General features: G+C 57.7%; 14 protein-coding genes. 7 read left to right on the top strand and 7 right to left on the bottom strand.

All coding sequences use genetic code 11. The features are described 5' to 3' along the window. Window positions 1–104 precede the first annotated feature (104 nt). Together D3871_RS23210 and D3871_RS23205 are read left to right on the top strand one after the other, a co-directional pair. Window positions 105–1,193 (top strand): BMP family ABC transporter substrate-binding protein, encoded by a 1,089-nt coding sequence (locus D3871_RS23210; protein ID WP_119771374.1) that lies wholly within the window; start codon window positions 105–107, stop codon window positions 1,191–1,193. Window positions 1,194–1,527: 334 nt separating this feature from the next. Further along, entirely contained in the window at window positions 1,528–1,947 is a 420-nt protein-coding gene (locus tag D3871_RS23205) for a hypothetical protein (RefSeq protein WP_119771373.1), read from the top strand. A gap of 106 nt (window positions 1,948–2,053) precedes the next feature. On the opposite strand, the gene D3871_RS23200 is transcribed toward D3871_RS23205, so the two are convergent. Genes D3871_RS23200 through D3871_RS23190 form a run of 3 tightly spaced genes read right to left on the bottom strand, consistent with a single transcriptional unit; the run spans window position 2,054 to window position 7,353 of the window. Further along, window positions 2,054–4,474: a sensor histidine kinase, YfiR-like protein-associated gene (locus D3871_RS23200; RefSeq protein WP_119771372.1), complete on the bottom strand. Its 2,421-nt coding sequence runs from the start codon at window positions 4,472–4,474 to the stop codon at window positions 2,054–2,056. Continuing rightward, the gene (locus tag D3871_RS23195; protein WP_158598027.1) at window positions 4,471–5,124 is read right to left on the bottom strand and encodes a TOL_0243 family YfiR-like periplasmic protein; all 654 of its coding nucleotides are present in this window, start codon (window positions 5,122–5,124) and stop codon (window positions 4,471–4,473) included. Before D3871_RS23195 ends, D3871_RS23200 begins: the two co-directional genes overlap by 4 nt. 36 nt (window positions 5,125–5,160) lie before the next feature. After that, complete coding sequence (locus D3871_RS23190) at window positions 5,161–7,353, bottom strand: TOL_0244 family TonB-dependent receptor (protein WP_233575774.1); 2,193 nt, start codon at window positions 7,351–7,353, stop codon at window positions 5,161–5,163. Between the two features lie 96 nt (window positions 7,354–7,449). Here D3871_RS23190 and D3871_RS23185 point away from each other — a divergent pair, with 96 nt between their 5' ends. Beyond that, window positions 7,450–7,830 (top strand): glyoxalase superfamily protein, encoded by a 381-nt coding sequence (locus tag D3871_RS23185; RefSeq protein ID WP_199724897.1) that lies wholly within the window; start codon window positions 7,450–7,452, stop codon window positions 7,828–7,830. Window positions 7,831–7,983: 153 nt separating this feature from the next. Here the strand turns inward: D3871_RS23185 and gdhA are convergent, their stop codons facing one another. Both gdhA and D3871_RS23175 read right to left on the bottom strand, forming a co-directional pair. Then, window positions 7,984–9,327, bottom strand: coding sequence for an NADP-specific glutamate dehydrogenase (gene gdhA, locus D3871_RS23180; RefSeq protein WP_119771369.1), 1,344 nt, complete (start codon window positions 9,325–9,327; stop codon window positions 7,984–7,986). 204 nt (window positions 9,328–9,531) lie between these two features. Beyond that, on the bottom strand, window positions 9,532–12,897 hold the full coding sequence (locus D3871_RS23175; RefSeq protein WP_119771368.1) for a 7TM diverse intracellular signaling domain-containing protein: 3,366 nt from the start codon (window positions 12,895–12,897) through the stop codon (window positions 9,532–9,534). Between the two features lie 323 nt (window positions 12,898–13,220). Here D3871_RS23175 and D3871_RS23170 point away from each other — a divergent pair, with 323 nt between their 5' ends. The 4 genes from D3871_RS23170 (at window position 13,221) to D3871_RS23155 (ending at window position 19,718) form a co-directional block, all read left to right on the top strand. Next, complete coding sequence (locus D3871_RS23170) at window positions 13,221–14,990, top strand: GMC oxidoreductase (RefSeq protein WP_119771367.1); 1,770 nt, start codon at window positions 13,221–13,223, stop codon at window positions 14,988–14,990. Window positions 14,991–15,030: 40 nt separating this feature from the next. Continuing rightward, the gene (locus tag D3871_RS23165) at window positions 15,031–16,776 is read left to right on the top strand and encodes an alpha/beta fold hydrolase (protein WP_119771519.1); all 1,746 of its coding nucleotides are present in this window, start codon (window positions 15,031–15,033) and stop codon (window positions 16,774–16,776) included. Continuing rightward, the gene (locus D3871_RS23160; protein ID WP_147376880.1) at window positions 16,769–18,307 is read left to right on the top strand and encodes a hypothetical protein; all 1,539 of its coding nucleotides are present in this window, start codon (window positions 16,769–16,771) and stop codon (window positions 18,305–18,307) included. The genes D3871_RS23165 and D3871_RS23160 overlap by 8 nt, the downstream gene beginning before the upstream one ends. A gap of 118 nt (window positions 18,308–18,425) precedes the next feature. After that, window positions 18,426–19,718, top strand: coding sequence for an EAL and HDOD domain-containing protein (locus tag D3871_RS23155; protein WP_119771365.1), 1,293 nt, complete (start codon window positions 18,426–18,428; stop codon window positions 19,716–19,718). Between the two features lie 37 nt (window positions 19,719–19,755). Here D3871_RS23155 and D3871_RS23150 read toward each other — a convergent pair whose 3' ends face one another. Both D3871_RS23150 and D3871_RS23145 read right to left on the bottom strand, forming a co-directional pair. Beyond that, entirely contained in the window at window positions 19,756–20,631 is an 876-nt protein-coding gene (locus tag D3871_RS23150) for an ATP-binding protein (RefSeq protein ID WP_119771364.1), read from the bottom strand. A 130-nt stretch (window positions 20,632–20,761) separates the two neighbouring features. Then, on the bottom strand, window positions 20,762–21,466 hold the full coding sequence (locus D3871_RS23145) for a GntR family transcriptional regulator (protein WP_119771363.1): 705 nt from the start codon (window positions 21,464–21,466) through the stop codon (window positions 20,762–20,764). Window positions 21,467–21,609 lie beyond the last annotated feature (143 nt).

The raw sequence follows: 21,609 nt of genomic DNA, 5'->3' as shown, positions 1-21,609 counted from the left end.
TGGCGTTGCCTTCGGTAACGTCCGGACAACCGTGTTGTCACCCCCACTCGGCACGGTTCGGCGTCCATTGAAAACTTAGTGGGAACCACATGTAGAGGAAAACCATGTCGAAAACCTTTCTGCGCAGCGTGCTGTCCGCTGTCGCCGTCCTTCCTGCTCTCGCGACGTCGTCCGCATTCGCCGCCGATGCAGCCCCTCTCAATGTCGGTTTTGTTTATGTCAGTCCGATCGGTGAAGCCGGCTGGACCACGCAGCACGACATCGCCCGCAAGGAAATGGAAAAAAGCCTCGGCGGCAAGATCACGACCAAGTTCGTGGAAAATGTTCCTGAAGGCGCCGACTCCGAACGTGTGATCCGTGATCTCGCCCAGCAGGGCAGCAAGCTGATTTTCACCACTTCGTTCGGCTACATGAATCCGACGCTCAAGGTCGCGAAGCAATTTCCGAATGTGAAGTTCGTGCACCTGACCGGCTACAAAACGGCGCCTAATGTCGCGACTGCCAATGCGCGCTTTTATGAAGGCCGCTATCTTGCCGGCGTCCTTGCCGGCAAGATGACGAAGTCGAACGTCGCAGGCTACGTCGCGGCATTCCCGATTCCGGAAGTCTTGCAAGGCATTAATGCGTTTACGCGCGGCATGCGCAGTGTCAATCCCAAGGCCGAAGTCAAGGTCATCTGGGTCAACAGCTGGTTCGATCCGGGCAAGGAGCGCGACGCTGCGATCACACTGTTGGGCCAGAATGCCGACGTGGTCACCCATCACACCGACTCGACCGCCATTGTCCAGGCTGCGGAAGAAAAGGGTAAATATGCAATCGCCTATCACTCCGACATGAAGAAGTTCGGGGCCAAGGCGCAGATCGCCGCAGTAACCCATCACTGGGGCAATTACTATACGAACGCGGCCCAGCAAGTCATTGACGGCAAATGGAAATCGACCGGCGTCTGGGGCGGCATCAAGGATGGCATGGTCAAGCTGGAGGCGATCGGTACCGGCGTACCCAATGACGTCAAGCAGGTTGTTGCGGCAGCCGAGAAGGACATTGTCTCGGGAAAGATCACGCCATTCGATGGCCCGCTGAAAGACAATGAAGGCAAGGTTCGTCTGGAAAAAGGTTCACTGAACGATGACGCGCTGAACAAGATGGATTTCTATGTTGAAGGCGTTGCAGGGAAATTGCCCGGCAAGTAATGTTGGCCAAGGTGTATCGACCTTGACCACTTGCAGTAAAAATAAAAAACCCGCCTTGCGCGGGTTTTTTATTGGCTTTCCAGTATGAAAATAATTGCATGTATTTCATCGAAAAATATTTTAAGAAAAATCAGGAACTGTCGAAAACCCGCATGGACAAAGGCTAAAGTGCATGATACTGTATGCATGAACAGTATGTGTGAATTGGGTAGACGCTGGTTGAAAGCTTAATTAAGTTACCAACATTCGTTACCAACATTCGCGCATGGATGCGAGGGCATCATCTGGCGACAGAGACATGGCAATCTGCCGCCGTCGATCAAGGAGGCGAATCATGTTCAAACCGGGTACCTGGGTAGGCGCGGGCCGCTGGCCGAATCAGAGCGCACACCCCGACCTGTGGCCCAAGCCGCTGCGCGGGCAGGTGATTGATTTCTGCGACGTGCGCGCCTGGGCAAATTCCATCCAGTTTCCGGAAGACGTGCCACATGCGGGTGACGTCATGACCGTGGCGTTAAGGATGAAGGCGCAGGGCGCGCTGAACGGCTTGATCCCGGTTTGCTGGGATTACGTGACGCATCGGCGTGTGCTCTGGGAAAAGACCGCCGCACTGCGCAGCTATGAAGACGACATGCTGCTTTGGAAGGCGGCACGGGCCATGCGCGCCGACGAAATCCAGCATCCGCGCCGCCGCAAGCCGCGCGATATTCGCGAGTTTCTGCCGCAACAGCAAAAGCATCTGGCGCTGGCGTAAGCCGGCAGGTGCCGTTCCGCGGCGCTCGCCTGTGATCAGGCGAGCGAGCCATCCGGACATTTTCTGCAGTCGCTATCGATGAAGCCGCGCTGATGTGATGCAGTCGTTATGCAGTCGATGTGCGCGGTGGATGTATTTCTTCCAGTACCTTCTGCAGCGCGGCCAGATTGAAAGGTTTGGGCAGCAAGGCCGCCTTGATGTCGATATTGTCGGTTGCGAGTGAGCCATACCCGGTCGAAAATACGATTTCGATATCGACACCGTCGCGCACCAGCTTGCGAGCCAGATCCAGCCCGGACATGCCAGGCAGCATGAGATCCGTTAGCAAGACATCGAAGCTGGTGGTAGCCAGGATCTTCAGCGCTTCTTCGGCGCTGGAAACGCTCTCAACCTGATGTCCGAGTATCGTCAGCAGCTCGCTCAACATCAATCGCGCATCGTCATGGTCTTCGACAATCAGGATGTGGAGCGGAGCCGGCGCGGCAGAGGCGGAATTCGTTACCGGACCCGGCGCGCTGGTTAAGGGCATCGGTGCGGCAGCGGGTTGTTTTCTTGATAGTACCTGCCGTATTTTTCGTGCGAGGTCTTCCCGGCGATACGGCTTGCTGATCAACTCGACGCCCGGGTCGAGACGGCCGCCGTGCACAATCGCATTCTGCGTGTAACCGGAAGTGAACAGCACTTCGATTTCGGGGAATATCTGTTTTGCCTGTCTGGCCAGATCGGGACTGCGCACCGGCCCTGGCATCACAACGTCGGTAAATAACAGATCGATCGGGATGCCGCTTTGCAGGATATGCAGAGCGCTTTGCCCATCGCTCGCCTTCAGAACGCGGTAGCCGAGCTGGGACAGCATGTCGACAACCGTTGCCTGGACGATCGTATCGTCTTCAACGACGAGGATGGTTTCAGTTCCACCCGCAACCTGGCCGCCGCGCGAATTGTTGACTTCCACTTCAGGCTGCATCGAGCGCGGGAGATAGATCCTGATCGTCGTCCCGCTGCCGACTTCGCTGTACAGGCGTATATGGCCGTTACTCTGCTTTACAAAGCCATAGGCCATGCTCAAGCCAAGACCGGTACCTTCGCCTTCGCGCTTGGTGGTAAAGAATGGCTCGAATGCGCGCGCTATGACCTCCGGCGGCATGCCGGTACCCGTATCCGAAATTGCCAACAGAACATACTGTCCGGGGACAACATCAGGCTCGGACAATACATAATGATCGTCCAGCATGGCGTTGCCCAATTCCAGCGTCAGTTTCCCGTCGCCTTTCATCGCATCCCGCGCATTGATCGCGAGATTGAGTATGACGTTTTCGAGCTGATTGGGGTCTACCAAGGTCGTCCATAGCCCGCCTGCGACCACGGTCTCGATCTGGACCGATTCTCCCAATGCGCGGCGCAGCAGGTCGTCCATTCCGCGCAAGACTCCTGCGAGGTTGCTCGCCACCGGTTGCAGCGGCTGGCGACGTGCAAAGGCCAGCAGTTGCGAAGAAAGCTTGGCGCCGCGATCGGCGGCGAATGTGGCGGTCTCGAGCCGCTTCTGCGCATCCGGATTGCCGGCAAGCGTCATCTGCAGCAACTGAAGGTTGCCGGTGATTACCTGCAGTACATTGTTGAAGTCATGCGCGACACCGCCGGTCAGCTGCCCGACCGCTTCCAGCTTTTGCGACTGCCGCAGTTGCGCATGGGCGCGCTCGAGTTCCGCGGTCCGTTCGCGGATCCTGTCTTCCAGCGTGTTGTTGAGCTGCTTCAGCGCTTCTTCAGCATCGCGGCGTTCTTTCATTTCGCGTTGCAGCGCCACGTTGGATTCCTCGATCACCTTGGCGCGTTCGCCGACCTCGGTCAGCATGCTGTTGAATGCATCGACCAGGATGCCGATTTCGTCGTCGGTGGACTTCTTGACCCGCATTGAAAAGTCGCGCCGGCTGATCACCTGGTTCGCTGCCTCGGTAACGGCCAGAATCGGCTTGGTGATCGCGGCCTGCAGCCGGGTCGATACCAGCAAGGCAATGAACAGGCTGACCGCCATCACCAGCACGAGGACGGTGAGGTAGCGTTTAACCTGTTGAGCCAGCGGATAGTCGGCGCCGAGATAGACAGCGCCTACGATTTCACCGTTGCGGACAATGGTGGAAAATGCCGAAACCCGGCCGAGGTCTGTCGTGTATCCGCTCGCTGCCGGAAATTTGGGAAATTCAGCAGCACGCTGCGCATTTTTCGAATAGGAAGCGAATACCGAACCATCCGGCAAATAAATGGCCGCGGCAAATATCCGCGGTCGCGCTTTCATTTGTTCAAGATTTTCCCTGGCCACCTTCAGATCGTTGAACTCAAGCGCAGGCAGGCTGACCTTTGCCAGGATATCGGACTGCGCCATGAGATCGTTGGCCCAGGCGGTCTGATAATTGCGGACATCGAGGGTCAGCATTGCCAGCGCGGATACCAGTAGCGCAGCACAGGTGGTTGCCAGAACCGCGAGCATGTATTTGCGGGAGATGGATCTCCTGATGGCATTACGAATCATTTTTGGGAACCCTTGACGACGGAAATGGCAATCGCCAGCAACCTGGAACTTAGTTTTAGGCCTGCCTTTTCAGCTGCAACCAACGATGCTTCAAAACGAACACGGTCATCCGCAATGCGGAAATTGATCATGCTTCCCTGCGCAAGCGCGCCTTCGGTTTCCGTGACCAGCAGAATCGGCAGCATATTCGCCTGTGTGAGCACCTGTGCCTGTCTGCCACGGTCGTTAGCGCCAATAAATAATACATGGATGCCGGTCAACGACTCTCCAGGCTGCAGTTTTTTTATCGTGACGGCACGGTTGTTGATGCTGCGGCCGGCCGAAATTCGGCGCAGCTCTTCAAGGATTGCTTCCTCGCCGATCACCCCGATCACGTAAGGCGAGTCGGTTTGCGCAAAGGCGGCGGCGGGCCATTCCACATAATTGGGAAACTTGAACAGAAAGGCGGCCTTCACGCGCTCTTCGGTGGCGCTTGCAGTGCTGTTGCCGCTTGACGCCTGGCCTGCCGACGGCAGCGGCAGGGACCATAAAGCCAGTGCCAGCACGAGTGCCGGCCCGAGGACGAGCACACGCGCCAGCAGGCCGTAACGGCGCTCCCGTTTAGTAGTCGGGCGCGGCGGCGGCATAGCCCCGAAAAAATACTTCAGCATATTCATCTCAGCGCCATGTCGTCTCGTCCTCTTGCCTTATTGCTTCCACAAGATTTTGACGAAGACCGCGCGCTCGTATTCGCTTCGGCCGGGCGCTGCGCCGAACTCGGCATGGGTCCGGTCGAACAGGTTCTGGCCGACGACGGACAGCTCGAGGCCGCGCCGGATCTTCCAGCCGTAGCGCATATCGACAGCGGTGTAGGCCGGTACCGTAGGGCGGCTCAAGGCGCCGACATGCCGCAGCGTGACATCGAACTCCTGACCCTGTGCCATATCATATGAAGAACGCAGCATCCAGTAATGCGTGGGATCGCTGGTCGCCAATCCTGTCGTGCCGCTCGCATCGCGACTTCCCGGATTCAGCGTGGTGTTCACGCGTTGCGCTACCAGACCCGCGGCGAGGCGCCATTCAGGCATCGCTTGCCAGTTACCCCACATTTCTATACCGCGGGCATCGCCTTCGGCCATATTGCTGAAGACCGAGCCGAAACCGTTCGGATTGGGCTCCAGCGTGCGCAGCTTGTCATACTTGCTGTAAAACGCGGTTGCCGTGTAGGACAGCGTGGGAAGCGGCTGAATGCGATAGCCGATCTCGACGACGTTGGCGACTTCCGATTCGAAGCCCGGACCGCCCGCTATCGCGAAGCGTGGTAAGCCGTTGACGATGGGCGGACTTGTCGGACTGAAAAAATCCCGGTCGATGCGCGAGGGCGCGCGTATCGAGCGCGAAGCGGATCCCCAGATCAGCTCGTTGGCTGCGGGTTTCCACGACATGCGCAAGGTCGGCAGGAATTCAACCCCGGTGTAATTATTGTTTTCCAGCTTCGCGCCCAGCGTCAGGCGCACATCGTCATGCAGCGTGATTTCATCCTGCACGAACAGATTGCCCCAATACATGTTGAGCGAGCCCGGCAGGAAGGCGAATGCGCGATCGTTCTGCACACGGTCCAGCGCCAGGCGATACCCTGCGCCCCAGACTACATCATGTGTGTCGGCCAACTTGAGCGAGTGCTGCAGTTGAATGTCGAAGGTATGCAAGTGCTCGATGAAGGCATTGGGCTGATTTCGTTCGGTATAGTCCCAGTAGGCTTGCAAGCCGAGGCTGGAGCCATCATCCAGCCTGGTATTCATGCGTCCAACCAGGTTGGCGCCGCTGATACCGATGTCGCGCGTTCCCAACTGGTGCAGCGAGCCATCATAGGTATCGCCCTGCACGGTGAAGCTCTGGGCGGAATTGCCCCAGTCCGCACGGAATCCGGCCTGCTTGCGATGCCATCCTGTGAGCACAGGTGCGCCGTCGGCACGGCGCGTGTCGTCGTTGTCCGCGTATTTGGCATAGATGCGGTAGTGGCCGCCGTTATCCAGCGCGCCGCCATATCTGACCGCACCGTTTTTTTCATTCTTGCTGGCGCCTGCTTCTGCAAGCGCACCTTGGGTATCCGCCGCGCGCTTGGTGATGATGTTGATCACGCCGTTGACGGCGTTGGCGCCCCACAGTGTTGCACCTGGACCGCTGATGACTTCGATGCGTTCGACGTCTTCCAGCACGACATCCTGGGCATCCCAGAATACGCCGGAGAACAATGGTGAATACACCGTGCGTCCATCGATCAGCACCAGCAACTTGTTTTCAAAAGCACTGTTGAAGCCGCGCGCCGTGATCGCATAGTTTCTCGCATCGACACGGGCGACCTGCAGGTTGGGGGCCAGTCGCATCGCCTCGGTCAGCGTCGTCGCGCCGGAACGGTGGATATCGTTGGCGGTGATGACGTAGATCGAGGAGGGCGCATCGGCCAGTGACTCCGAGCGCTTCGATACCGAGGTTACCCGTATCGTTGCCAGCTCTTCCAGGCTCAATTCCGCCACGTCCCGTGCATCCATTATCGCAGCACTGACCGGAAGAGCCGCCGTCAGTATTGCACCGGCCAGCAATCCGATCGGCCAGGTATTTTTCGGATGAAAGGATCTTCGGTCTGCAAGCGGAGCCTGTAGGTCGAAGCGATTCAAATGGGCAGGGTTGAACATAACAATATCGTTGGCGTTCTTGTACGCAAGACAAGGATCGGTCGGGTTGCCCGCTTCGGACTGGCTGCGAAGAGAGAGGTGCCCGATGCTACCCGAATAATTGACCATGCGGCAAGGAAGCCGGCGCGCAAGCAGGCGATTTCTTGACGTGATAATCACGAAGACGACGCTATCGGCCTTCAAGGGAAGACAACGGCGTTGCATTTGCATTGCGTGACACTGATGTAGGGTGTCATTGCTCGAGGATCCTGTTCATGTCAACATGACTACCTTGCAACTTTTTGCAGTCCTTAGGTGACTATCATGCTGAAAAGCCTTATCCCCATCCTTCGCATCTTTGACGAGGCGAAAGCCAAAGCCTTCTACGTGGATTTCCTGGGCTTTGCAGTGGATTGGGAACACCGGTTCGAAGCGGATCTGCCTTTGTATTTGCAGATTTCAAAAGACAGCTGCCTGCTGCATTTGTCAGAACATCATGGCGATGGATGTCCGGGTGCGGCACTGCGGATAGAAACGGAACACCTTGCGGCGTATCAGCAGCAACTCATCGGCAAGCAATACCGCTATGCCCGTCCCGCGATACAGGATACGCCGTGGGGCAGCAAGGACATGACGATCTGCGACCCGTTCGGCAATCGCCTGATTTTTACCGAGCAAGACCAGTCCCAACCCATAACGTGACATAACATCGCGTCCTTTTCTGGGGGCGCCGAGCCGCCTGCCCGTGTTGCACTCGTCATTCCGTTCTGAACGGGCGATGATGAGGCGAATCCAGCCCAACCACCGCCGCTGCCGACTATATGCATCGCGAACACATGCGGATCGGTCGGCCCGCTAGATTACGCCTTGTGCCAACATGGCGTCGGCCACCTTGACGAATCCTGCAATGTTCGCCCCATCTACATAGCTCAGGCTGCCGTCCGCACGCTTGCCGTATTGCTGGCAAGCCGCGTGGATGCCCTTCATGATTTGCAGCAGACGAGCATCTACTTCCTCGCGCGGCCAGGACATGCGCTCGGCGTTCTGGCTCATCTCCAGACCTGACGTGGCGACACCACCGGCATTGCTGGCCTTGCCGGGAGCGTACAGCACGCCGGCCGCCTCGAATGCCTTCGCGGCTTCGATGGTGGAGGGCATGTTGGCACCTTCGGCCACGCACAATACGCCATTCTTGATCAAGGTAGTGGCGTCTTTGATATCCAGTTCGTTTTGTGTGGCACACGGCAAAGCCACTTCTACCGGAACGTGCCAGGGACGAACGCCGGCTTCAAAGCGGACACCGGTGCGCTTGGCGTAGTCGTTCACGCGGCCGTAGTGATGGTTTTTCACGTCCATCAAAATGGCGAGCTTCTCGGGCGTGAAGCCATCTTCGTCGATGATGGTGCCGCTGGAATCGGACACCGTAACGACCTTCGCACCCAGGCTCATCGCTTTTTCCACCGCATACTGCGCCACATTGCCAGAGCCGGAGACACTGACGCGCAGTCCATCGAACGAGCGTCCGCGAGTTTTGAGCATTTCGTCCGCAAAATATACCGTGCCATATCCGGTCGCTTCAGGACGAATCAGGGAGCCGCCGAAACTCAGACCCTTGCCGGTGAACACGCAATCGGCGCGATTGCTGAGCTTTTTCATCATGCCGGCCATGTAGCCGACTTCGCGGCCGCCGACGCCAATATCGCCGGCAGGGACGTCGGTGTCGGCGCCGACGTGGCGGAACAGTTCGCACACAAAGGCTTGGCAGAAGCGCATCACCTCGCCAGGGCTCCTGCCCTTGGGGTCGAAATCGGAACCTCCCTTGCCGCCGCCCATGGGCAGGGTAGTGAGCGCGTTCTTGAAAGTTTGCTCGAAGGCCAGAAACTTCAGCACCGACAAGTTAACCGAAGGGTGGAAGCGGATGCCTCCCTTGTAAGGGCCGATCGCCATGCTGTGCTGAATGCGGTAGCCACGATTAACCTGCACCTGACCATGGTCGTCGACCCACGAGACGCGGAACATGACCACGCGTTCAGGTTCGACCAAGCGGTCAAGCAAGCCCTGCTCGGCATACTTGGGGTGCTTTTCAATGTAAGGCCATAGGCTCTCCATCACTTCGGTGACAGCTTGTAGAAATTCCGGTTGGCCCAGATTGCGTTCGGCAACATGCTGCAGGAACTGATCGACGGAGGTGTATTTCATAATGAATCCTCAAAATAGTGCAAGCTTTTAACGAATCGTATTTTCGCATGATTCATGCACCAAAATGGGATGGCGTGGCGACGCGACTGCTGCGCCGCTGACGATGTCAACGGTAAATACCCGGTTGCCGCGAAAGCTCAGGCTGTAATTACATGGTTATAACGTAAGCGACATCGCATTGGAGCGATAAAGCGCGCAGGGGTGCTAAGCCACCTTCCGTTGCGCCAAACCCTGTTCGACCAGCGACAGCGTCTGCTTGACCAGATCGTGAAAGCGCGAAAGCTGTTCCGGACGGGCTTCGCGTCTGGCGAGAATTTCCTCTAGTTCGCTTGCATATTCGGCAAGCTCGATAGCGCCGACATTGGCAGCCATTCCGTGTACGGTATGCACTACCGATCTTGCTGCCGCGTGGTCTCCTGCTGCGGCCGCCGAGGAAAATTGGCCCAGACTGGCTGACAAACTGGGTATTAGCATTTCCAGCACGCGATGGTAAAGATCGACATCGTTCGATAGCCGGTGCAGGGTGTCGACTGTGTCGAAGCCGGGTATGTCGACAGGTATGTCGGGGTCCAATCCGGCAGCGGCGGACCGCACCGTGGCATCAAGCGGTTCGATCGCCGTTGCAACGCTGCTCGAGTCGGATGCGAGCACATCGGGCGGTGTTAGCCAATGCATGAGCGTCTGGTAGAAGTGGTCCGGGTTGATCGGCTTGGTGATGTGGTCTTGCATGCCGCTTCGCACGCATTCGGCGCGCTCTTCCGCCGTCGCATGGGCGGTCATTGCCAGCACCGGCAGGCCGGCGTAACGCGGATCCATGCGAATGCGGCGGGTAGCGGCATGTCCACCTATCTCCGGCATCTGAATATCCATCAGTACCAGGTCGTAGGCATGCGGTCCGCCGGCAAACAGCTTTTCAAGCGCGATACGGCCGTTATTCGCGACGTCGACCTGGAGGCCGGTCGCGGCCAGCATTTCGCGTGCGATCTGCTGGTTGACTTCGTTGTCCTCGACCAGCAGCACGCGTGATCCATCAAAGCGCGGCAGCGTACGGCGTACCGTTTGAGACGACTGCGCCGCGCCGTCCTGCGCAAGCGCCGTGACAAAGGTATCGTACAGCCGGGACTGGTCGATCGGTTTGAACAGTACCGCCGCCACCGGAACGTTCTCCGCCTGTCGGATCACATCGTCTCGGCCGAATGCGGTAACAAGAATGATTTTCGGCTGATGCGCAAGCTCGCTGTCTGCAATTGCCGAGGCAAGCTCCAGTCCGTTCATGCCGGGCATGCCGACATCCGCCAGCACGAGATCGTAGGGCTGGCTGCCGTCACTGCGGCGGATCGCGGTCAAGGCATGCGCCGCGCTTTCGACCGCGTCGACATGCAGATGAAATCCTTGCACTAGGTCGCTCAGGATTTCGCGCGCGGCCGGATTGTCGTCGACGACCAGCACGCGGCAGCCCAGCAGCCGCTCGGGCAAGCCGGGCAGGGTGGCGACCGTCAATGAGCCAAGGCCAAAGCGCAGACAAAAGCCAAAGGTGGATCCGGCTCCCGCTTCGCTGTGCAAGCTCATGCTGCCACCCATCATTTCGACCAGCCGGCGGCTGATCGCCAGCCCGAGGCCGGTGCCGCCATATTTGCGCGTCGTCGAATCGTCGGCCTGACTGAACGCATGGAACAAGCGCCCCTGCTGCTCGATGGTCATACCTATGCCGGTATCCTCGACTTCAAAGCGCAATTCCACCGCGTCGGCGCTGCTGCTCACCACGCGGCAGCGCAACTGCACCTGGCCTACGGGCGTGAATTTGATGGCGTTGCTCATCAGGTTGATCAACACCTGCCCCAGTCGCAACGGGTCGCCGTTCAAATGCACGGGCACGTCTTCCGCCACGTCGAACAGATAACGCAAGCCTTTTTCGCTGGCGCGCTGGCTGGTCACGGTAGTCACATTGCCGAGCACTTCATGCAGCGAGAAATCAGTGTTTTCTATCGTCAGCTTGCCGGCTTCGATCTTTGAAAAATCCAGGATGTCGTTAATGATGCCGAGCAGCGATACCGCCGCGCGATGAATCTTTTCCACATAGTCGCGCTGCTTGCCGTTCAGCTCGGTGCGCAAGGCAAGGTAGGCCATGCCGATCACTGCATTCATCGGCGTGCGGATTTCATGGCTCATGTTGGCAAGAAATGCCGATTTCATGCGCGAGGCTTCTTCGGCGCCTTCCTTGGCGATTTTCAGCGCGCGTTCATGCTCGCGCAGATCCTGATTGATGCGCGAGAGTTCGGCGGTGCGCTCCGTCACGCGTTGTTCCAGGATGCGCTCAGAACGTTTGAGACTGTCCACCAGCTGCTGCTGGGCACTTTCCTTTTCGCGCTTGACCTGGTTGAAGCGGTCGGCCAGCGCCAGCGACAACAGCAGCATTTCGAGTGCCGAGCCGATCTGCATGCCGTACACCGCCAGGAAATTCGGAATGCCCTTGACGCCATAACTGCGCAATGCGGTCAGCACCGCAGTAACGACCAGGCAGCTGAACGCCAGCAGGAAAAAACGCGCACTGCGCTGGCCGCGCAGCTTGCTGACCACGCCAACGATCAGGGCCAGCAACATGTTGGCTGCATCCAGCGTAATGCCGACGCCGATGATCTTGTGGTAAGGCAGCACCCAGAAACCGATCATCTGCAGGATATTCAGCACCAGGAATGCACGCATTACCCGGTCCAGCCAGGGCACGGTGTCGTAGGTGGACAGCAATCGGCGCTGGAATAGCAGCAAGGTGAACCCGGTCGAGGCAAACCCGATCATGGAAGAGATCATCGACCAACCGGGCGACTCCGGCCAGATGAACTGGAAGCCGATACCGCTGAACGCGACGATGGACAGTGCATTGGCCGCGACAAACAGCACGTAATACAGGTAAGTGCGGTCGCGCAGCGAGGTAAACAACAGGAAGTTGTACAAGCCGAGCGCGAGCAGCATGCCGAAATACAGCGATTGGCCTATGTATTCATGCAGGCTTTGTTGATTGAAGATCGGCGCTTCCCACAGTTTGGTCGGAATATCGAGCGACGTTTCCGACGCAACGCGCAGGTAATACGTTGACGAGGATCCGGACGGCAGATGCAGCGGAAACACAAAGTTGCGGTGATTGACCGGGCGCTGGGCAAACGGCAGCGAGTGTCCAGTTGCGATGCGGTCATACCCGCGTTCGGTGGGCACATACAGTTCGACCGAATGCAGATGGGTGAACGGTACTTCCAGCAGGCGCTCGATGTGGCCTTCGGAGCGATTGGAAAGCGTGATGCGCAGCCAGATCGCCGAGCGCCTCAGACCGAAACTGAGCGAGTCCGTCGATTGCCGGGATCGGCGGAAGCCTTGGCTCACTTCAGGTCCGATGACCTCGTTGATGGTCCACCGCCGTTCCACGTCTTCAAGCACGTCCCAGTGCGGCGTCAGGTTCAGCGGCTTGCCTATGCCTTTGTCATCGACCCGCAACTCGGACGCGTGCCCGAGCATGGCAAATACCGCAAGCAGCAGTAAAACGCTCCAATTCCGTAGCCGGCGAGACCCCAAATTCATCCCGATTCACCCGAGAGTTAAAAGTTACACAGTAGAAACAATTCAAGCTTAGCAGCATACCTAACAATCGTGACGGCTTGAACCCGCGCCAATCGGTATATGCAAAAAAATTACCATTTCTTATTGGAAATAAAATAACATTCAGAAACATTTGGAAACGTTTGGAAACAATTCAGTCCGATTCTGATGACTGTACCGGACGCTTCCCTGCGGCGTTGCGCGGGGTTTCTTCCTGGCAATAGCATGCATGGAAGACACGCGCGCCAGCCTTGACTGGCACGGTCAGGTCGGAGCGCAAAGCTTGAACATTTGGGGAGCGCAGTATGCACACCGAACTGCAACATGAAGCTGTGATCATCGGCAGCGGTTTTGGCGGTGCCGTCATGGCGGCGCGCCTGTCCAGGCGCTGGCCGGGCCAGGTCTTGCTGCTGGAACGCGGAAAAGAGTATCCGCTGGGCGCCTTTCCGCGCAGTCCGCATGACATGGCAGACAACCTCTGGTGTCCGGACGGCGATACGGTGCGCAGGCCGCGCGCGGTCAAGCGCCGCAAGGCACAGCGTGGCCATCTTGCCGGCATGTTCGACATCCGGCATTTCGACAAGATCGATACCGTGACGTCGGCGATCTATGGCGGCGGTTCACATATCTACGCCAACGTTTTTCTGCGTCCGCCCGAAGCAGTATTCGAACAAGGCTGGCCGGGCGGCCTGCGGCGGGAGCACCTGATGCCGTATTACGAGGTTGCCCAGCAGGTCCTGGGTGCGCGTCCGGTACCGCCGGCAAGCGGGCCCGACGACCGCCGCTACATCAAGCGCACCGAACAGTTCCAGGCTTTCGCCCACAGCGCCGGACTGCCGACCCGACTGGCCGACATCTGCGTTTATTTCGGCAACGACTATACCTACAAGCGCAGCGGCGAAGCGCTGCCGCTGGGAGTGCAGCAAGCCAACCGCTATGGCGCCCTCCAGACTTCCTGCACCTATTGCGGCGAATGCGATATCGGCTGCAATGTGCAGGCGAAAAATTCGGTCGATCACAATTATCTGCATGTGGCCCGGCATCGTTACGCCATGGGCGTGCGCACGCAATCGGTGGTGGAGCGCATCGTCCCGCTCGATGCGCTACAGTCCGACGACCCACAAGCCGACGGTCAGTTCGGGTTCCGCGTGTATTACCGCGATCTCGCGCGGGGGGAACTGCAGTCGGTGACCGCGCGGCGCGTGGTCATGTCGGCCGGCACATTGGGAACCACCGAGCTTTTGCTTCGCAATCGCGACATTCACCGCACGCTGCCGCGCTTGTCGTCGCGCCTCGGCCAGCGGTTTTCCGGCAATGGTGACTTCCTCGCGTTTGCGATAGACGGCAAGAAAGAAGTCAATTCCACTTATGGTCCGGTAATCACCCAGTACACCGATCACAAGCTGTTCGACAACCTCGATCGCAAGCAAGCGTTTCTGCTCGAAGATGCCAGCTATCCAAGCCAGGTCGGCTGGGCGGCCGCGGCGATTGGCCCGATGATGAATCCGATTCAGAAGCTGTGGCAAAGCTGCACGCAGCTGCTGGCGTATGCGTTCGATCGGTACTATCCGGGACGCAAGCACAGCAGCGTCGGTTTTTTGATCCAAAAACTGTTTTCCCATGACCTGTCCCAGTACAGCGCGGTGCTGTTGTGCATGGGCCTGGACAACGCAAAAGGCGTGCTCAGCCTGAACAAGGCAGGCTATCTCGATATCGACTGGCCGCAGGAGAGCAACCGTCCGCTGTACGACGCGATCCTGCGGCTGGGCGAGCGCTTCACGCGCTTCATCGGCGGCACGCATTTTCTTCCGATGCCGACCTGGTTGTGGCCGGTGAAGAATAACGTGACCGTGCATCCGCTGGGCGGCTGCGCGCTGGCCGATACGCCGGAACAAGGCGTGGTCAGCGCGGCGGCCGGCAGCCGGGGGCAGGTATTCGGTTACACCAACCTGTATGTGGCGGATGGTTCGCTGGTGCCGACCGCGCTCGGCGCCAACCCGGTAGCCACCATTACCGCCCTGTCCGAATGGATTGCCGAGGGAATCACCGGCCATGCGCCGGATGCCGGACTGTAAATCTGTCTGCAAAAACACACTAACCGGGGAGCGGATGTCGATGTCGAGCGAGTTGCAGGGTGTACAAATCCATTTTGCCGAAGTCATGAAAGGCTATGTCAGCGCCGAAGCCACCACGTTTGAAGACGGCTACAGCGACGGCCAAGCGGCCGGACATGCTCTGGCGCTGCATGTGTCGGTGGGTATCGGCGATCTCGGCGCATTCCTGGATAAACCGGAGCATGCGGGAACCCTGAGCGGGCATGTCGATTGTCCATTGTTCGGCGGCGTGTGCCCGGTGCAGTCTGGCACTTTCCGTCTGATGCCGGATACTGCCGACCGCGACCGCAAGGTCATGTATTACCAGGTGTATTGCACGACACCGCGGGGCGAAGCCATCACCTTCGTCGGCAACAAGCAGGTACAGCACGATGCGCCGCTCGATGCATGGAAAGACACCACGACACTGTTCGTTAATATCTATCGCGGTCATGTCGATCCCGCACAGCCTGCGCAGGGCAGCGTCTGGGCGACCGGCATCGTCAGCCTCGGCCTGCTGGATTTCATGCAGGTACTACGCGGATTGCGCGCCACCGATCGCGACGGCAGCACCAGTGCACACGGTTTGCTGGCGTTCGGCCGCTTCTTTGCCGGAAAGCTGTGGGATGTCTATGGCCCGCACCTTCCTCCTGCACCCCGCCAGCCATCACGGGTCTATGCAAAATTCACGACGGAAGGCGTCAGCGGAGCCGATATCAGCGTGCATCCATTTCTGACGGCGGATGGCTTGCGGCTGGAGTTGACCCGCTTTGCGCGCAAGCCTTGCGACGATGTGGTGCTGGTCGTGCACGGGCTGACCAGTTCGTCAGACATGTTCATCATGCCGGAGCATCGCAACCTGGTGCAGACGCTGCTCGATGAAGGTTACGGCGAGGTCTGGACGCTTGATTATCGTGGCAGCTGCCGCTTTCCCTACAATCTTGCGCGCAGCTCTTATACCTTCGATGACATTGCGCTGTTCGATCATCCGGCGGCGCTGCATGAGCTGCGTCGCCACATCGGCCCGCAGCGCCGCATCCATGTCATCGCGCATTGCGTCGGTGCGCTGACGATGGCGATGAGCCTGTTCGGCAAAACGATAGAGGGAATAACCAGCGTCATCCTCAACAGTGTGGCCTTGACGCTGTATGTGCCGAAATGGTCGCAATACAAGCTGGGCTTGGGGCCATGGGCTTCCGATTACCTGCTCGGCATTGAATACTACAATCCGGGCTGGCGCCGCGAACGCGGCCTGTCCATCGGCAAGCTGCTGGCGCTCGGCGCCGGCCTGGTGCACCAGGAATGCGATTCACCCGAATGCCATATGCTGAGCTTCATGTGGGGCAGCGGCCGGCCGGCGCTGTTCAACCATGCCAATCTGCTGCCGGTCACGCACGACCGGCTTGGCGATCTGTTCGGCGGCGTCAGCGTGCATTACTACCGGCATGTGCACAAGATGGTGACCAGTGGGCATCGGGCGGTGAAGTTCGATCCCGGCAATCCAAGGTATGCGGTGCTGCCCGATGATTACACCGCCAGCGCGGCAGAGATCGATACGCCGATTCTCTTCGTGCAGGGGCAGGATAACCGCGTATTCGCCGATTCCAATATCCATTGCCACGAAATGCTGGAAAAGATCGTACCCGGAAGGCACAGGCTGCATGTCGTGCCCGGCTATGGCCATCAGGATATTTTCATGGGCAAGGATGTCGCCACGGATGTGTTTCCGCATCTGCTGTCCTTCCTGCGGGAGCACAGCCATGACTGAGATGGACAAAGCCGGTCTGCCTCCTGGGCTGGTCCTGTGGCCGTCGACGTCGACTCGCACCAACCGCCTGTGCGTGCTGATCAGCGACATCCATTGCACCGATTGCACGGTGGGCAACCAGACCGCATCGGAAACCGACTGGCAACTGTTTTTCGAACAACTGGAATTCGCCGTCTGCAATCCCGGCGACAAGGCGCAGACGCCGTCTTCGCATCGTATCGAGGAGCTACTGCTGATTCTCAACGGCGATATCGTCGACCTGATCCGCAGCAGCAAATGGGCGCAGGCCAAGGTCTATCCTTGGCAGCGCGAGCATGAAGACTTTGCCGGCATCGTGATGGATATCATGGCCGATATCGTGCGCATCCATGCACGCAAGCGACCGGACGACAGCCGTCAGCCGTATTCCGGCTTTTTTTACTGGATGCGCCAGAGCGTGACGATGTTGCGCAAGAGCGGTGTCCGGGTCAGCATCATTCCTATCGTTGGCAACCATGACAAGGAATTGCAGGTGGTGTCGGATGCGCGCCAACTGTTTTACGAAGAATGCCTGGGATTGAATGGCATCGACATCCCTGACAGCTACCGCAGCTGGGTTGCCGCACAGATGGGTGGCAAGCCGGACGAGATGTATCCCTTGCTGCCTTTTTACGTCGCCGATACCGGCTTGCGGATGCTCGCCACGCACGGCCAATGGCGTGATGCCGACAACGCCCGGGCAACGCCCGGGTGGCGCCCCGACCGGGGCTGGACACCCGAAGCCTGGCGCCGTGAAAAATATCTCCCGTTCAGCGAGCCCTGTTTCGGCGATACGGTGGCTGCCGGTATGCTGTCGCACTTTATCTGGTGTACCGCTGAACGTATCGACAAATCCATGCCGGGCGCGGATCGTTTGTGCAAACTCCTGGACGAAATGGATTTATACCGGCCATCGGTCTCCGCCGTTGTTCGCCTGTTGAGCGAATCGCGCCGCCTGGCACGCCGCGATCCACGCGCCAAGGGCTTGCATGACCAGGTCTTGCAATGTTTTCGCGAAAGCCTGGTCGGCTGGCTCGCGCACGACGCGACCTGGGACAGCGCATGGAAATCGACGCGCCTTGGCCTGCATGTATTGTCCTTGCTGACCAAACCCAAATGGTATTGGCTGGATATTTCGCTGATGCGCCTGATGGCAAAAGTGCAAGAGCCGGAAAGGGATATCACGGACAAGCGTTTGCTGGAGTTGCCCGCGTTCGCCGAGGCCTATCGCAAGCTGGGCTTGCGGCTGCATGTGGAAGGGCATACGCATGTCGCGCTGGAGGCCGATGTGCAATTCCGTCAATTGCCTCAAGGCCGTAACAATTACACCTATGTCAACCTCGGGGCATGGCGCGATGCGATCGTCCGCAAACGCAATCAAGGGTTCCGCCGCCGCGGCATCGGACGCGCGCTGTTCATTTTCGACCTCGCGCGACTGGGCGACAATGAAGATGCCTATCGTTTCTATGCGCGCGACATGACCAGCTGGGGTGATCGGCTCGATAGCTGGTAAGGGGCAAGCAGGGCGTGACGCATCGCACCATTCAAGTTGCATGCTTTACGAGCCGTTAATCCTTTCAGGTGCGTCAGCAGTTGATGCCGGTCATGCAGGCTCATGGGAAAAAGGTGAAATGATGAGCATCAGTGTCACGTTCAGTAGTTCGCATCGGGTATTGCTCGCATCGGACTTCTTCATGGCCCGTCGTCCGATCGTGGATCGCCATAAGCAACTGGCAGCCTATGAACTGCTGTTTTGCCAAGCGCACGAACAAGCCGATGCGGCCGTGGCGCTCGACGGCGAGCAACCCGCAAACGCCTCGGTGCTGGAGGATGTCTGTCAGCATGGACTCGGACGCATACTCGGCGATACCATCGGCGTGCTGTACATCGATGCGCAGGCGCTGATGAGCGACATATTCCACTTTCTGCCGGCAAAGCAAATCATTCTCGAACTTGCCCCTGGTCCGAAAGTCACGCCGGCATTGATCGAACGAATAAGCGCGCTCCATCAGCAAGGTTTCCGGTTTGCCCTCGCGATTGATGCCGACGCCGACGCGGGCGAAAGCCCGCAGCTTCTTCCCTATATCGATGGCATTCGTATCGATGTCACTTTTCGCAAAAGGGAAGAATTGAGCCACTTTTCCAGCATGTTCAAGACGCATGGAAAAATGCTGCTCGCCGAACGGGTCGATACCATGGACCAGTATCAGGAGTGCCTGGAACTGGGATTCGACTATTTCCAGGGCTATCATTTTGCCGAGCCGCACATCCTCGAAGGAAAGAAGCTCTCGCCATCGCAACTGGCTGTTATCGATTTGATGGCGATGCTGGCATCGGACGCCGACGACTCGGTCATTGAGCACGCGATCAAGGGCGACGTTACGCTGGGGTTGAACCTGCTCAGGCTGGTCAATACACCTGCAATCAGTACGCACCGGATCGAATCCCTACGTCAGGCGCTGATCGCAATCGGCCGCAACCAGCTTCAACGCTGGCTCCACATCATGCTGTATGCGGAACGGGATGCATCGGGCAAAGCAGTCATTCCCTTGATGATGCAGGCCACGACACGCGGTCGCCTGATGGAACTTGTCGCGCAACGAATGCGACCCGGCAATCGTGGGCTTGCCGATACGGCTTTTACGGTGGGGATCATGTCGCTGATGGACAGCCTGTTTTCGATGCCGATGGCCGATATCGTTCAACAGATTCCCGTGATCGATGAAGTCGCTGATGCTTTGCTTCAGCGCGAAGGCTACTTCGGCAAACTATTACGCCTTGCTGAGCAGACCGAGTGGCATGAAGGCACTGGCAGCAAGCTGGCGCAATCTCTCGCTGAGCTGAATCTCTCATGCAAGGATCTGTATCTGTTGCAGTTGTCTGCCTTCGAGTGGAGCGACCAGGTCACACGTGGCATGCATTGATCCGCTGCCGTCGATGTAGAGCAGGCCGACAAAAAACTTAGCTTGGGTTGCGACCGCAATAGTCCCGGGCGAATTGCAATGCCACACGACCGCTTCGTGAGCCGCGCTGGAGTGCCCAGCCAAGCGATTCGTCTTCGATGCTTTTTGTGAACTCAAGATTCGGATTGAATCGCAATAGCCAGTGCTCGACGATTGCCAGATATTCATTCTGCTCAAATGGATAAAAATGCACCCAGATGCCGAAGCGCTCGGACAAGGAAATTTTCTCGTCGACGGAATCGCTTTGATGTATCTCGCCGTTTCGTACAGCCACTTCGGTATTTTCACGCATATATTCCGGCACCAGGTGGCGCCGGTTGGATGTCGCGTAAATGAGCACCTTTTCGGAAGGGGCGGTGATCGACCCATCCAGCATGACCTTAAGCGCCTTGTAGCCGGGTTCTTCGGCATCGAATGACAGATCGTCGCAAAAGATGATGAATCGTTCCGGCCGCGTGCGGATCGCGGCAACAATCGCGGGCAGATCCGTCAACAATTCCTTTTCCACTTCAATCAGGCGAAGGCCCTGATCGGCATATTTTTTAAGCAGTGCCTTAACGATGGACGATTTGCCCGTGCCACGGGCTCCGGTAAGCAATGCGTTATTGGCAGGCCGTCCAGAAACGAATTGTCGTGTGTTCTGTTCAATCCGTTCGAACTTGTCTTGATTGCCCTGCAGATCGTCAATATCAATCAGCTGCGGATGAAGCACCGGTTCCAGATGACCCGGACCGGCGCCTTGGCTACCGTGTCGTCGCCACACAAATCCAATGGTATTTTCCCAATCGATCTCCGGTGGCGGAGGCGGTAACAGCCGGCGTATTTCATTCATCAACGCGGTTGCATTGTTTAAAAACTGATTAAAACTATTCATCCCGGATTTCTGCTCTTAAAGGAATGGCGATTTTTTATTAAAGCTCCGCCCATGGCAGGATCCAAAAGGACTCTTGCCATTGTGCGTATGCGGATTGTTTTCTAGTTCGGTCTCAACCGGAAACTGTTAATTACTTTCGTTTAACCGCACGTTTAGGCGTGGCCTGATCGTCGGCCATCAACCCCGGAATGCGGGCAAGTAATTCCAGGAAATCTTTGCTGGAGCCGGAGATATGTTCATGCATATGGCGGTACGCCTCTTCGGCATTGCCGGCAAGAATGGCTTCCACGATTTTCCCATGGTCGCTATAAGACGTTTTGATTCGCCCTTGTTCCTGAAAGACGCTGCGACGATACACCTTGGTACGGCGACGGATCGACAAGATCTGTTCCGTCAAATAAGCGTTGAGAGAAGCGGCATAGATCATCCCGTGCCATTCGGCGTTATAGCGCTCATAGGCTGCCGAATCTTCGCTCACGGCGATTGCTTCCGCTTCGGCATGAAGTGCTTTCAGTTTCTGGCGATCCTCTGTGCGCATCCGGCGTGTTGCAAGTTTGGCACTCGCTGCTTCCATTTCAGCCAGGACTTCCAGCATCGACAACAGTTCCTGCGGTGACATGCGCGCCACATACGTTCCCGAGCGGGGAATGATGGCGATGAGTCCATGCGAGGCCAGCTGAAGAATGGCGGTCCGGACCGGCGTACGGGACACCTTGAAGCGTTCCATCAGTTCGGTTTCGTCCAGCGGCTCACCGGGGGGGCGTATCCCATTGTTGATCTCGTATTCGAGTTCACGTCGGACTCTTTCGACGGCGCTTTCCCTGGCCAACTGCATCGCTTTTTCCTCTCAGGTTCGTCGGTATTTTCAGTGCTGATTCTACCCGATCTTTGAAATAAAGAATTTGATTCATCCAATTAAGAATACAAAAATAGCTTATAAAAATATTTTATTTACAAACTGAAGTTTCAGAATATACT

Source organism: Noviherbaspirillum saxi (assembly GCF_003591035.1).
GTDB classification, from domain to species: domain Bacteria; phylum Pseudomonadota; class Gammaproteobacteria; order Burkholderiales; family Burkholderiaceae_D; genus Noviherbaspirillum; species Noviherbaspirillum saxi.
The sequence above is the reverse complement of the archived record's forward strand: the minus strand, read 5'-3'. Positions and strand labels throughout refer to the sequence as shown.